The 13,251-nt window shown below is 67.5% G+C and carries 12 protein-coding genes, 1 other RNA gene and 1 pseudogene; 6 read left to right on the top strand and 8 right to left on the bottom strand.

Going from position 1 to position 13,251, the window contains the following annotated elements; all coding sequences use genetic code 11:
- Positions 1–10 precede the first annotated feature (10 nt).
- The 3 genes from rnpB to rpmG all read left to right on the top strand — a co-directional run bounded on the left by rnpB (position 11) and on the right by rpmG (position 1,461).
- An RNA gene (rnpB, locus tag DDE13_RS02675) (RNase P RNA component class A) lies at positions 11–388 on the top strand.
- A 97-nt stretch (positions 389–485) separates the two neighbouring features.
- Entirely contained in the window at positions 486–1,205 is a 720-nt protein-coding gene (locus DDE13_RS02670) for a DUF533 domain-containing protein (protein ID WP_111401205.1), read from the top strand.
- 88 nt (positions 1,206–1,293) lie between these two features.
- Positions 1,294–1,461, top strand: a complete 168-nt coding sequence (gene rpmG / locus DDE13_RS02665) for a 50S ribosomal protein L33 (protein ID WP_008330537.1) — start codon at positions 1,294–1,296, stop codon at positions 1,459–1,461.
- 149 nt (positions 1,462–1,610) lie between these two features.
- Here rpmG and DDE13_RS02660 read toward each other — a convergent pair whose 3' ends face one another.
- The gene (locus DDE13_RS02660; RefSeq protein WP_111401204.1) at positions 1,611–2,384 is read right to left on the bottom strand and encodes a Bax inhibitor-1/YccA family protein; all 774 of its coding nucleotides are present in this window, start codon (positions 2,382–2,384) and stop codon (positions 1,611–1,613) included.
- Positions 2,385–2,510: 126 nt separating this feature from the next.
- A complete protein-coding gene (locus DDE13_RS02655; protein WP_111401203.1) occupies positions 2,511–3,482 on the bottom strand; it encodes an NADPH:quinone oxidoreductase family protein in 972 nt (323 codons plus the stop codon).
- Positions 3,483–3,729: 247 nt separating this feature from the next.
- Between DDE13_RS02655 and DDE13_RS02650 the strand changes: the two are divergent.
- The 3 genes and pseudogenes from DDE13_RS02650 to DDE13_RS02640 all read left to right on the top strand — a co-directional run.
- A pseudogene (locus DDE13_RS02650) lies at positions 3,730–3,969 on the top strand (helix-turn-helix domain-containing protein); the annotation flags it as partial.
- Positions 3,970–4,061: 92 nt separating this feature from the next.
- Positions 4,062–4,874 (top strand): histidinol-phosphatase, encoded by an 813-nt coding sequence (hisN, locus tag DDE13_RS02645; protein WP_111401201.1) that lies wholly within the window; start codon positions 4,062–4,064, stop codon positions 4,872–4,874.
- A 1-nt stretch (position 4,875) separates the two neighbouring features.
- Positions 4,876–6,219 (top strand): 8-oxoguanine deaminase, encoded by a 1,344-nt coding sequence (locus tag DDE13_RS02640; RefSeq protein WP_111401200.1) that lies wholly within the window; start codon positions 4,876–4,878, stop codon positions 6,217–6,219.
- Between the two features lie 15 nt (positions 6,220–6,234).
- On the opposite strand, the gene DDE13_RS02635 is transcribed toward DDE13_RS02640, so the two are convergent.
- From DDE13_RS02635 to DDE13_RS02615, 6 genes are all read right to left on the bottom strand, one after another.
- Positions 6,235–6,672, bottom strand: coding sequence for a tellurite resistance TerB family protein (locus DDE13_RS02635; RefSeq protein ID WP_111401199.1), 438 nt, complete (start codon positions 6,670–6,672; stop codon positions 6,235–6,237).
- A 47-nt stretch (positions 6,673–6,719) separates the two neighbouring features.
- Positions 6,720–7,901 carry a vWA domain-containing protein gene (locus DDE13_RS02630; protein ID WP_111401198.1) on the bottom strand — a complete coding sequence of 394 codons (1,182 nt, stop codon included), beginning with the start codon at positions 7,899–7,901 and terminating at the stop codon, positions 6,720–6,722.
- Positions 7,902–7,906: 5 nt separating this feature from the next.
- Positions 7,907–8,071: a hypothetical protein gene (locus DDE13_RS23165; RefSeq protein ID WP_222626009.1), complete on the bottom strand. Its 165-nt coding sequence runs from the start codon at positions 8,069–8,071 to the stop codon at positions 7,907–7,909.
- Positions 8,068–9,510 (bottom strand): DUF2927 domain-containing protein, encoded by a 1,443-nt coding sequence (locus DDE13_RS02625; RefSeq protein ID WP_235868558.1) that lies wholly within the window; start codon positions 9,508–9,510, stop codon positions 8,068–8,070. Before DDE13_RS02625 ends, DDE13_RS23165 begins: the two co-directional genes overlap by 4 nt.
- A 257-nt stretch (positions 9,511–9,767) precedes the next feature.
- Positions 9,768–11,591, bottom strand: a complete 1,824-nt coding sequence (gene atzF, locus DDE13_RS02620) for an allophanate hydrolase (protein ID WP_111401197.1) — start codon at positions 11,589–11,591, stop codon at positions 9,768–9,770.
- 10 nt (positions 11,592–11,601) lie between these two features.
- Entirely contained in the window at positions 11,602–13,251 is a 1,650-nt protein-coding gene (locus DDE13_RS02615) for a dipeptide ABC transporter ATP-binding protein (protein ID WP_111401196.1), read from the bottom strand.

Raw genomic sequence — 13,251 nt, 5'->3', positions numbered from 1 at the left:
GCAGCCACGCGCGGATGGCCGGACGGTCGCGGCGGCCCGCAAGGGGCGTCGAGGAAAGTCCGGACTCCATGAAGCAACGGTGCCGGGTAACGCCCGGCCGGGGAAACCCGAGGGACAGCGCCACAGAGAACAGACCGCCCCGGTCCGCCGGGGCAAGGGTGAAACGGTGGGGTAAGAGCCCACCGCGGGGCTGGCAACAGCACCGGCATGGCAAGCCCCACCGGGAGCAATGCCAAATAGGGGTTCCGCGCGGCTCATGCCGCGGGCACGCTTCGGCCCAGGAACCCGGGTTGGCAGCACGAGCGCGGCGGTAACGCCGGGCCCAGATGAATGGCCGTCGAAGGGGGCGACCCCGGAACAGAATCCGGCTTACAGGCCATCCGCGCGCATTTCGACCCCTGCCTTCCCCCGCGACAAAGCGCCCGCACCGGTACGCCCGCGCGGTGGTACTCTGCCTGTGGAACCGGGGAGAGGGAGAACGAACCATGAGCTTTCTGAGAACGCTGGCGACCGTCGCGGTCGGCGTGGCTGCGGCCAAGGGCGTGTCGAAATATCGGCAGGCCGGCGGCATGGCGGGGCTTCAGGACATGTTCGCACAGGCGGGCGGTACGGCCGGCATGGCGGACCAGGTCGCGCAGATGGCCGAACGCATGGGGGTGCCGGGTGCCGGCAATGCCGTGCGCGACATGATGGCCAAGATGGGCGGGACCGTGCCGGGGGCACAGCCGGAGGCGGCGGCGGCAGGTTTTGCCGGACTGATGTCGGCCATGGGCGGGGCCGCCGCGGCGGGCGGCAAGCAGGCGGACGACATGCTGTCGGGCCTGTTCAAGGGGACGCCCGTCGGCATGGCGGCGGAAGAGAACGCAAAGCTGATGATCCGCGCGATGATCCAGGCCGCCAAGGCCGACGGCGAGATCGACGCCGAGGAGCAGAAGACGATCATGGATGCGCTCAAGGACGCCGAACCGGAGGAGGTCGCCTTCGTCAAGGAACAGCTTGCGGCCCCCGTCGACCCCATGGCGCTGGCCGCGGCGACCAATGACGCGATGAAGGCGCAGGTCTATTCCACCGCGTTGACCGCAGTGCGCGTGGATCATGCCGCGGAAGCCGATTTCCTGCGCCAGTTGTCCACGGGACTCGGTCTTGACGCCGCCGCGCGTGATCGTGTGCACGCCGCAATGGGGGTGCCGCCGCTTCCGGCATGATCTGCGCTTGACACTGGACTGCCCACGTTTAAAAGGCGGGTTCCAGATTTTCACGGGTGGTGTCGCCGCCCGGTTGAGGAGACACACCATGGCGAAGCCGACAACCATCAAGATCCGCCTGAACTCGACCGCGGATACTGGGCACTTCTATGTGACCAAGAAGAATGCGCGCACGATGACGGAAAAGATGACCGTCCGGAAATACGATCCGGTCGCGCGCAAGCATGTCGAGTACAAGGAAGGCAAGATCAAGTAACCGGCAGCGGCTGGTGACGCGTCTTGGGGGCTGCGCAATTGCGCGGCCCTTTTTCATGCGCGGCGGCAGTGCGCCCGATCCGACAAAGCCGCCCCAAACGAAAAGGGCCAGCCCAAAGGCTGGCCCTGTCCCATGTCCTGAAGGCGGATTTACTCGCGGTTGCCGAGGAACTGAAGCAGGAACATGAACATGTTGATGAAGTCGAGATAGAGACGCAGCGCGCCCATGATCGCCGACTTGCCCAGCCACTCCTGATCGCCGCTCGACGCCATCTGGATGTACTCGTTCTTGATCGACTGCGTGTCATAGGCCGTCAGGCCGGCGAAGATCAGCACGCCGATGACCGAGATGGCGAATTGCAGCGCCGACGAGGCCACGAAGATGTTGATGATCATCGCCACGATCAGCCCCACCAGCCCCATCATGAGGAAGGTGCCCATCGCGCTGAGATCCTTCTTCGTCGTGTAGCCGTAAAGGCTGAGCGACGCGAAGGCGATGGCGGTCACGAGGAACGTGGTCACGATGGACACGCCTGTGAACACGAGGAAGATGGAACTGATCGACAGGCCCATCACGGCGGCAAACATGTAGAACACGGTCTGCGCGGTGGCCGCGGACATGCGGTTGATGCCTGCGCTGAACCCGAAGACGAACAGCAGCGGCGCGAACATGATCAGCCACTTGAGCGGCGAGGCGTAGATCGCTGCGCCAAGGCCAGTCAGATAGGTGTCCGCCCCGATCTGATAGGCGGTCGGCACGTCCGACACCGCCAGCCCGGCGATGGCCCAGGACACGGCGGCGGTGATGAGCATGCCCACCGACATCGTGCTGTAGACCTTGGTCATGTGGGCGCGAAGCCCCTCGTCGATCTCGACACTGCGGGCGCCGGCCGCAGTTGCACGGATCGTCTGGTAGTCAGCCATGTGTTCCCTCCTGTGAAACTCGCGCGTCGCGCCCCGGACGGGCCGCGGACTTGGGAGTAATATCGGTGGCTCGCGTGCCTTTTTCAAGCAAGACCGGTCCGCGATGTGACCGGAAAGGTCGGGTTTTTACGAATCCGGGGCGACGGTGATCACGACCTTTCCCGTGGATGCCCGGCTGCGCAGCAATTCCAGCCCTTCTGCTGCGCGTTCCAGCGGCAGGACGTGGCTGACGTGGGGCGCGATGTCCCCGGCCTCATACATCGAGAGCAGGTCAGACAACGAGCGTGTGAGAACCTCCGGCGCGAAACCGAGATACCCGCCCCAGTATAGCCCGTGGACCGATATGTTCTTGACCAGAAGATAATTCGCCGGGATCTGCGGCACCGATCCCGCGGCGAAGCCGATCACCAGCACCCGCGCACCGGGGCGTGTGGCACGCAGGGCCGCGCTGAACAGCGGATCGCCCACGGCATCGTAGATCACGTCCACGCCGCCCCTGGCCTTCAGACGCTGGGTCAGGTCTGGCACGTCGCTGTCGACGATGTCGTGGGCCCCGGCGGCGCGGGCGATCTCCAGCTTGGTGTCGCCACGTGCGCAGGCGATGACATGCGCCCCCAGCTTCGCGCCCAGTTCGACGGCCGTCAGCCCGACCCCGCCCGCGGCCCCCAGCACCAGAAGCCGCTCGCCCCTTTGCAACGCGGCACGGTGGGTCAGGGCAAGATGCGACGTACCATAGGCGATCTGGAACGCGGCGGCGTCCACGTCCGGCATCCGGTCGGGCAGGGGCACGCAGCGCGCCGAATCCACGACGCAGTAGGGGGCCAGCCCGCCGGTGCCAGGTACCGCCGCCACACGGTCGCCGGGCAGAAGTCCCGTGACGCCCGGACCGATGGCATGCACCCGCCCGGCGATCTCCATGCCAAGCGTGATCGGCAGTGGCGGCCTTTCCTGGTACTTGCCGTCTATCATCAGCAGGTCGGCGAAATTCAGCCCGCAGGCGCCGACGGCAACCACGACCTGCCCGGCACCCGGTTCCGGCTTGTCAAGGTCGTGAAAAGTAGGCTCGTCACCGACGGCTCTGATCGAGAAACTGCGCACGAATTGTCCTTTACACCGGGCCGCGGGTTAACCAACGAATCAACTAGAGCGGGGGATGCTCTTACAAGTTGATCCGACTTTGCGCTAAATACACCGCAGCAATAGCGGGCAGAAGCCCTTGATGCTCTCCATGTGCCTCGGTGGCCGGTTAACCTGCGCTTCGCGGGCGTGGAGAATTTTGTCTTCGTTCCGGCAGCACCTGCCAGTGTGCCGGCTTTTACAAGATGTCGGATTACAGGAGTCGTCCATGCCCCATCCCGTCGATGTCCATGTCGGACACACAATTCGCAATACCCGTCGTGCACGGGCGCTCACGCAGCAGATGCTGGCGGCGCAGGTCGGCGTCAAGTTCCAGCAAATCCAGAAATACGAGACGGGGGCGAACCGTGTCAGCGCGTCCCGGCTGTGGGAGATCGCGCAGGTTCTCGACGTGCCGGTCAGCCATTTCTTCGAGAAGTACGATCCGAACGCCAGCAAGTCGGACGAAAGAACGTCCTGATTTTCAACGATTGCCGGCCGATGCGTGACAGGCGTCGGCCGGGGGGCTATGCAGGCGCGTGTCAATTCACGGACCATGCCATGCACACGATTCCCAAGGGTTTGCCGCCGCACGCGGCCGGCATCGTCACCGCCGCCCATGCGCTGGCGGATGCGGCCGCGGTACAGACCCTGCGCCATTTCCGCCGAATGGACCTTGCCACGGACAACAAGGCCGGTGCGGGGTTCGACCCGGTCACCGAAGCGGACCGCGCCGCCGAACGCGCCATGCGCGATCTGCTTGGGCGGATGCGCCCCGATGACGGCATCCTCGGCGAGGAATACGGCAGCAGCACGGGTACAAGCGGACTGACCTGGGTGCTCGATCCCATCGACGGGACGCGCGGTTACATCTCGGGCACGCCCACATGGGGCACGCTGATCGCCGTCACCGACGCCGAAGGACCGGTTTTCGGCCTGATCGACCAGCCCTGGACCGGCGAGCGATTCGCCGGTGGATTCGGCAGCGCCCGTATGTCGCGCGCCGAAACGCTCACGTCGCTGCGGACAAAGGCCAATCCGGCGCTTGGCGACGCGATCCTGTTCACCACATTTCCCGAGATCGGCACCGCAGACGAGGCGGCGGCCTTCGCCCGCGTGGCCGCGCAGTGCCGGCTGGTCCGCTACGGGATGGATTGCTACGCCTATGCGTTGCTGGCGGCGGGGCAGATCGATCTCGTGATCGAGGCGGGGTTGAACGCCTATGACATCGCGGCCCCGATCGCGGTGATCGAGGCGGCGGGCGGCATCGTCACGGACTGGGAGGGCCGCAAGGTCCACCATGGCGGGCGCGCCGTCGCCGCGGCCAATGCCACGCTGCATGCAGCGGCGCTGTCCGTCCTGAACGGCGGCTGAGATGGCCGCGACACTGCTTCGCGACGCGCAGGTCGTCGTCACCATGGACGACGCGCGGCGCGAACTGGCCGGGGCCGATGTGCTATGGCGCGACGGGGTGATCGAAGCGGTCGGGTTCGACCTTCCGGCAGACGGGGCCGAGGTGATCGACGCACGCGGCTGCGTCGTGACGCCGGGGCTGGTCAACACCCATCACCACCTGTTCCAGACCCTCACCCGCGGCGTGCCGGACGGGCAGGATGCCCTGCTGTTTGGCTGGCTCACGACGCTCTATCCCATCTGGGCGCGATTCACGCCGGACCATGTGCATGTCTCGGCGCTGGTCGGGCTGGCGGAACTGGCGCTGTCGGGCTGCACGCTCAGCTCCGACCATCTGTATCTGTTCCCGAATGGCGCGCGGCTGGATGACAGCATCGCGGCGGCGCAGGAAATCGGCGTGCGCCTGCTGGCCACGCGCGGCGCGATGAGCATCGGGGAAAGCGCGGGCGGGTTGCCGCCGGACAGCCTGGTGGAGGCCGAGGCCGCCATCCTGGAGGACTGCATCCGGGTGATCGACGCGTTCCACGATCCGGCACCGGGCGCCATGATCCAGGTGGGCGTGGCGCCGTGTTCGCCGTTCTCGGTCAGCCGCGGGCTGATGCGCGATGCGGCCCTGCTGGCCCGCGACAAGGACGTGCGGCTGCATACGCATCTCGCCGAGAATGACGAGGACGTGGCCTACAGTCTGGCGCAGTTCGGCTGCCGCCCGGGCCAGTATGCCCAGGATCTGGGCTGGACCGGCGAGGATGTGTGGCATGCCCATTGCGTGAAGCTGGATGCGTCCGAGATCGACCTGTTCGCCCGCACGCGCACGGGCGTGTCCCATTGCCCCTGTTCCAACTGCCGTCTGGGATCGGGCATTGCTCCGGTCCGGGCCATGCTGGGCGCGGGCGTGCCCGTGGGTCTGGGGGTGGACGGATCGGCAAGCAACGACGCGGGCAACCTTGTGCTCGAAGCCCGGCAGGCGCTGCTGCTGCAGCGGGTGGCGCAGGGGGCCGACGCCATGTCGGCGCGGGCGGTGCTCGAAGTGGCGACGCGGGGCGGGGCCGCCGTATTGGGCCGCGCCGACCTTGGCCAGATCGCACCGGGGATGCGTGCCGATCTCGCGGTCTGGGACGTGTCGGGGATCGAGGCCGCGGGTGCGTGGGACCCGGTCGCGGCGCTGGTCCTGTCCGGGCCGACGCACGTGCGCGACCTGATCGTCGAAGGGCGCCCGGTGATCCGTGACGGGTCCTTCACCCGTTTCGATCTGGCGGGGGCGCTGGCGCGCCACTCCGCCCTTCGGGATGGACTCATGGGCGGTTGATCGCGGGCTGGAGCTTCAGCCGCCGCCCGCCTGTTGCCGGGCCATGTTGCTGTCGCGGTCGGTGATGCCCAGCAGGTTCGCCACCATCCGCATCAGGCTGTTTTCTTCCTCGTCGCGGGTGCCGTCGGCCATCACGACCTCCCACAGCGCGCCGATCACGGCGAGCCGGTCGTCATAGGGCACCGCATCCTTGATCGCGCGGGTGAAGCGCACCGTGTCCGGAGCCTCGCTTTCCAGCGTTTCGGCATCGCGGCGCAGCGCCGTGGCCTCGAAGGGCGACAACCCGTAGCGGCGCGCGAGGATGCGGTCGATCCGGTCGATCTCGATCGCGGCATAGTCCCCGTCGGACCGGGCAATGCGCACCAAAAGGGCGGCCAGAGCCAGCCGCGCATCGGCGTCGGGCAGGGGGGCGGGGTCGGGGGCCATAAGGCCGGACAGCAGCTTTGCGAACATGCGCAAGATGTAGCCGCTGGACGCAAGCGCGCCAAGAGCAGGCTTGATCAGGTCAGAAGCCGCACGCCCCGGTCGATCCCGTCCAGCGTCATGGGCACCATGCGGTTCTCGAAGATCTGCCCGATCAGGCCGATGCTTTGCGTATAGCCCCAGTGCCTTTCGGGCACGGGGTTGATCCACAGGTGATCAGGCCATTGCGCACAGGCGCGGCGCAGCCAGACCTCGCCCGCTTCGGCGTTCCAGTGTTCGTTGGCACCACCGGGATAAAGCACCTCGTAGGGCGACATGCTTGCATCGCCGACGAAGATGCATTTGTAGTCCGACCCGTAGGTGTGCAGCACGTCCCATGTGGCGGTCTGTTCGGTCCAGCGCCGGGCGTTGTCGCGCCACACACCTTCGTACAGGCAGTTGTGAAAGTAATAGTGTTCGAGATGCTTGAACTCGGCCTTCGCGGCCGAGAACAGTTCCTCCACCACGCGGATATGGTCGTCCATCGACCCGCCGATATCGAGAAACAGCAGCACCTTCACGGCATTGCGCCGCTCGGGACGGGTCTTCACGTCCAGGTAGCCATGTTCCGCCGTGGCGCGGATCGTGCCGTCGAGGTCCAGTTCCTCCGCCGCGCCCTCGCGGGCCCAGCGGCGCAGGCGTTTCAGCGCGACCTTGATGTTGCGGGTGCCCAGCTCGACGCTGTCGTCGAGATTGCGGAATTCCCGCTTGTCCCAGACCTTCACGGCGCGGCGGTGGCGCGACCCGTCCTGACCGATGCGCACGCCTTCGGGGTTGTAGCCATAGGCCCCGAACGGGGACGTGCCCGCCGTACCGATCCATTTGGAGCCGCCCTGGTGGCGGCCCTGTTGTTCCTTCAGGCGTTCCTTCAGCGTTTCCATCAGCTTGTCGAACCCGCCCAAGGCCGCGATCTCGGCCTTCTCGGCGTCGCTCAGGGTCTTTTCGGCGAGCTTTTCCAGCCAGTCGCGCGGCAGATCCACCGCGCTCAGCATGTCGGCGACGTTGACATGCTCCAACCCGGCGAAGGCGGCAGCGAAGGCGCGGTCGAACCGGTCGAGATGCCGTTCGTCCTTCACCATCGTCGCGCGCGCGAGGTAATAGAACCCGTCCACATCATAGGTCACAAGGTTCGCGTCCATCGCTTCAAGAAACCCGAGGTATTCGCGCAGGGATACCGGGACCTCGTGGGCGCGGAGCTGGTCGAAGAACGGCAGGAACACGGGGGTCAGCCCATCCGCACGATGAAGACGTTGGCGAAGACAGCCACGGTCGCGAAGGCGAGCGCGAAGCCCGCGGCGTATTGCGCGATATCGGCGGGCTTGCCCTTGCGGCGGCGCGCGAGCCATCCGCCATAGGCGCCCCCGGCCAGGGCGGCTGCGATGACGATCATGATCCCTCCTGTTCTGGCGGCAGCAGCGCCGCGATCTCGGCGGCGCGGCGCAGCACCTCGGCGTCGGAGCGTAGCCCATACCGTGCCCAGCCGAAACCGTCACCCCGGATCTCCGCGGCCACTTCGGACCGTCCCAGCGCATCGAGCGCCGCCGCGCGCACCATCAGGAGATCGCCCAGTAGAGCGCCGTTCTCGGCCCGGCGGGCGGCGGGAATGTGCCGGTCTGTCAGCCGCAGAACCGTGTCGAAATCCTCGGCAACGAGCGCGAACGCCGCGACCTGTATGCCGACCTGCGCGGCATGCACGGCGGTCGCGGGCCGCGCGCCATAGACCTGCCCGGCCTTGAAGAACGCCTCCAGCGCGAAGCCCGCGTCGCGGCCCGTGGAAAGCCGCCCCGCGGTCAGCAGTGACAGGCCCAGCCGCACGTCCTGCCAGCCTTCGTCCTGCGCCACCGACAGCGCCCGCAACGACGCCTGCCGCCGCCGCAGCACCGGCTGGTTCGGGCTTAGCGCGAAGACCGTAGCCCTTTGCCATTCGGGCGGGGTCGGCGCGATGCCGCGGGCGGGCACGGATTCGCCGGCCGGGTTCAGCCGCGCGAGGATCGCGGGCAACCGCGCCGCCACTGTTTCCCGAGCCATGCCATTGGCCAGCGCCGGGTCATAGGCCACGCGCAACATCAGCATGTCGAAGCCGGTCAGCACGCTGTGCATGTTGTCGTCGTTGAAGATCGAATCCTCTAGCCGGAACAGGTCGTTCACCGGGCCGAGCGCCTGCGCGATCTCTTCGTGCAGGCAGTCGCGGATCTCCTGTGCGCTGATGTCGGCGGGGATGAAGATGGTGGCCGCCTGCCGGCTGGTCAGGTCTGCCCAGTTGAGCCCTGCGGCACGCGTGTCGGCCTGGAACACTGTCCAGCTGGTGGCGAGCGGCAGCACGAAACAGGCTGCCTGCGGCACCACCCGGTCGAGATCGGCGCGGCGCACGGCTTCGACGGTGATGGCGCCCGCGGCGTCGGTCCGGCGGATGTCGATCCCGGCCTCGCGCCGCAACCGCGTCACGAGCCGGTCAAGCTCGGTGTCGAACACGGGTGTCGCCGCCCCGGCCAGCGCCACGGTCACCGGTTCGTCGAAACGGGTGAAGACGGGCAGGGGCGCACCGCTTTCCAGTTCCATCGTCAGATCGATGAAATCGATGGCCATGTCCGCATTGGCCCGTGCGGGCGGTATGGGCCGTGGGGAACCGAACTCGCGCATGGCCGGCATCCCCGCCACATCGCCCTGCGGGTCCGGGGCGGTGACCGGCGCCAGTGTCCCGGCGCAGCCGGACAGCACGGCACACAGCAGACCCGCGAGCAGGACGGTTGGCGGACAGGTCCGGCGGCGCAGGCCGGGACGCGCGTGCGACTGACAGGGCTTCGGCCTCAGGATGTATCGATGTCTCATGCCGCCCAGTCTCACCCCTGGAACAGCTAGCGGCTTTTCGGCATTGCGGAAAGCCCTTTCCCGATTGGGGTTGGTCCATGCGACGTCGGATCCGCTGCTCCGGACAAGAAGCGGTCGTGCCCCGTGCCGCGGGGACCACTGCAGGCTTGGTTCGGTGCCGGGCGGACGCAGCCGCCCGATCCCTCAGGCGGCGCGGTGCACATGACGAAGGGGACCGGGGCGCTGGCATGCCGGGGTTCAGCGGCAGGTCCCCATGTCTAGGCGACGACCTGCGCCTCCCGCGCGAGATAGCCTCTCCAGCCGCCGAACGCGCTGATATCTTCTGCTGCGCCAAGCCCGGCGGATTCGCACAAGAACCCTTTCACACACGAGCCATCTTCGATCTCGACGTTTCCGATGCTCAGCGGTGCGGGGATGCCATCCATGAAATCGCCCATGGCGCTTTTCGGGATCGCCCAAAGCTCCAGCGCGATGGCGGTGCCTTGCCCGTCGTCGCGGCGGCAAAGGCCGGGACGATAGGGCGGCCCGCCGGGCAAGGCGTAGAAGGCGTAGCTGGGCGCGGTTCGCGTGGCCGCGATGAACCGTGCCCCGCGCGATGTCAGTTCCCGGTTGAGCGGCAACCCGGACATGTGCGCACCGCACACGGCGAGGATCATCTCGCTCCCGGTGAGGCGGATGGGGTCCGGGGTTGACTGATCGGGCGTCGCGTGGCCGGTTCCCCCGAGCATGGGCCCGCGGGTCTGCATCAACTGCTGCCCTTGTGCTGCGATCACGCCATCCTGCCCCGCTGGCGCGATCAGCGTGACGCTGCCGGGCCGTCCGTCGCCGCGGGGGCCGGTCGGTACCGCCAGCGCGCAGAGGTTCAGCAGGTTCACGAAGTTGGTGTAGGTGCCCAGGTTCGAATTCGGCGTGATCGGGTCGGCCTCCATCTCGGCCAGGGTCGCGAAGGTCGGGATCGTCGGCACGCACAGCATGTCGGCGCGGTCGAGAACCGGGGCGCAGGCCCGGCGGAGACGCGCGAGTCGGTAGAACCCGTTGAAGGTGTCTACCGCGCTCTGCCCCTCGGCCTGCGCGATGATCGCGCGGGTGACGGGGTGCACGCTGTCGGGGCGTGTGGTCATGACGTCCTCGATGGCGGCGTAGCGCTCCGCGATCCAGGCGCCGTCATAGAGCATCTGCGCCACGTCGTAGAATGGGGTGAAATCGACCCTGTCGATGGAGGCGCCATCGGCGGCCAGCGTGGCAAGGGTCGCTTCGAAATCCGCTTCCTGCATGGCGTCACCGAAGAAGCGCAGGCTGGCGGTGTCCGGGGCCGCGATGCGCGGCGCAGGCATCGGGGCGGGCATGGCGGTTGCGGGCAGGGGGCGGGAATAGGCGTCATCGGCATCGAAGGCTGCCGCCGCGCGGAAGACGGCATGGGCGTCGGCCACCGTCAGCGCGAAGATCGAGATCGTGTCGAGCGTCCGGCAGGCGGGCACCACCCCGGAGGCGGACAGCGCCCCGAGGCTGGGTTTCAGTCCGACGACGTTGTTCAGCGCGGCGGGCACGCGTCCTGACCCCGCGGTGTCTGTCCCGAGCGCGAAGGGCACGATCCCATGCGCCACGACGACGCCCGAACCGGAGGACGACCCGCCCGGCACGATGGCGGCATCCAGCGCGTTCCGCGGCACGCCGTAGGGCGAGCGCACGCCCACCAGACCGGTGGCGAACTGGTCGAGATTGGTCTTGCCGACGGGAATGGCACCTGCCGCGCGCAGCCGGGCGACGACGAACGCGTCTTCGGTCGCGTCATAGGCATAGTCCGGGCAGGCGGCTGTCGTGGGCATGCCTGCCACGTCGATATTGTCCTTGACCGCGAACGGAATGCCCCAGAGTGGGCGGTCGGGGTCGAAGCGGCCAAGGGCGGCCGCAGCGGCGGCAAGCTCATCCTCGCCTGCGAGGTGAATGAAGATCGCTGGATCGTCCACGGCGGACAGACGGTCAAGAACCTCGTCCAGTACCTCGGCAGGTGTCACGCCCGCGGCATAGGAATCGCGCAGGGCGCTGAGGGTGAAAGGCAGGTCGCGTAGGGGTGTGGTCATGGATCGTCTCTTATTCGGCAGCGGATGTCGTCGCGGGCGCAATCGCGGCCGGCGGCCTCGGCGCTGCGGCCAGAAGGGTGCGGGTATAGAGATGCCGCGGCGCATCCATGACCCGCGCGGCGGGCCCCTGTTCGACGATCTCTCCCCCCTGCATCACGATGACATGGTCGCAGAGCAGCCTCACCACGTTCAGATCGTGGCTGACGAACAGATAGGTCATGCCGAGCCGGGCGCGCAGGTCGGCCAGCAGGTTCAGCACCACCGCCTGAATGGACACGTCCAGCGCCGCGGTTGGTTCATCGAGGATCAGGAACTTAGGATCGAGGGCGATGGCCCGCGCGATGCCCACCCGCGCCTTCTGCCCGCCCGACAACTGGTGCGGGAAGCGGTCCAGCAGCGGCAGGGGCAAGCCGCACAGGGTCGCCAGTTCCTCGATCCGGGCGGTCAGGGCCGTGCCGCGCAGATCGCTCATCCGCAGGATGGGGTCGGCGATGGTCTGGCGGGCGGAATGGCGCGGGTTGAGGCTGTCGGTGGCGTCCTGGAACACCATCTGGATCTGGCTGCGTCGCGCGTCGCGCACGAAACGGTCGGCGGGAATGGCCGCGATGTCGAACCCGTCGAACAGGATGTCGCCCGACGTTCGGTCAAGCAAGCGCACCAGCATGGAGGATGTTGTCGACTTGCCGCAGCCCGACTCGCCCACCAGCCCGACGCTCTGGCCTTCGCGGATGGTGAAGGAAATACCCTTGACCGCGTGCACCGGCCCGGACTTGCCCGGATAGGTCTTCACAAGGTCGCGCACCTGCACCAGCGCCCGGTCGCCAGGCGCGTGATCGGCCAGCGGCGTGCGCGTCTCGACCGGCAGCAGGTCGCGCAAGCCTGCACCGGGACGCGGCGTCGCATCGACCAGCTTGCGGGTATAGGGGTGCCTCGGGTCGGCGAACAGTGCTGCGGCGGGGCCGGTTTCCACGATCTTTCCGTCCTTCATGACCGCAAGCCGGTCGCAATATTCCGCCGCTAGGCCAAGGTCGTGGGTGATCAGGATCGATGACATCCCGCGATCCCGCGTCAGGTCGCGCACAAGGTCCATCACCGCCTTTTGCGTGGTGATGTCGAGGCCCGTGGTCGGTTCGTCGGCGATTAGCAGGCGCGGACCGCAGGCGAGGGCGATGGCGAAGACGACCCGCTGGCACATGCCGCCCGACAACTCGAACGGGTAGGCATCATAGCGCGCTTCGGCGTCCCGGATACGCACGGCTTCGAGCGCCTCGATGGCCTTGGCGCGGGCGTTGGCGCGGGTCGCGCGGCCATGGCGGCGCAGCACGTCCTCCAACTGGTGGCCGACCTTGCGGATCGGGTTCAGCGCCGCGCGGGGGTTCTGGAAGATCATGCTGATCTCGCGACCGCGGATCGCCTGCATGTCGCGTTCCGCAGCCTGCGCCAGATCGCGCCCGTCGAACGTCGCGCTGCCCGCCTTGATCCGCCCGCCCGCGTCGAGGATGCGCATCAGCGCGTAGGACGTGACCGATTTGCCCGATCCGCTTTCGCCGACGATGCCCAGCGTCTCACCCGTCGCGAGGTCGAGGGATATGCCGCGCACCGCCTCCACCTCGCCACGTCGTGTGCGGAAAGAGACCGCGAAATCCTTGATGCTCAGCAT

It is taken from the genome of Meridianimarinicoccus zhengii (genome assembly GCF_003254465.1).
GTDB classification, from domain to species: Bacteria; Pseudomonadota; Alphaproteobacteria; order Rhodobacterales; family Rhodobacteraceae; genus Meridianimarinicoccus; species Meridianimarinicoccus zhengii.
This window is presented reverse-complemented; position numbering and strand designations above follow the sequence as displayed.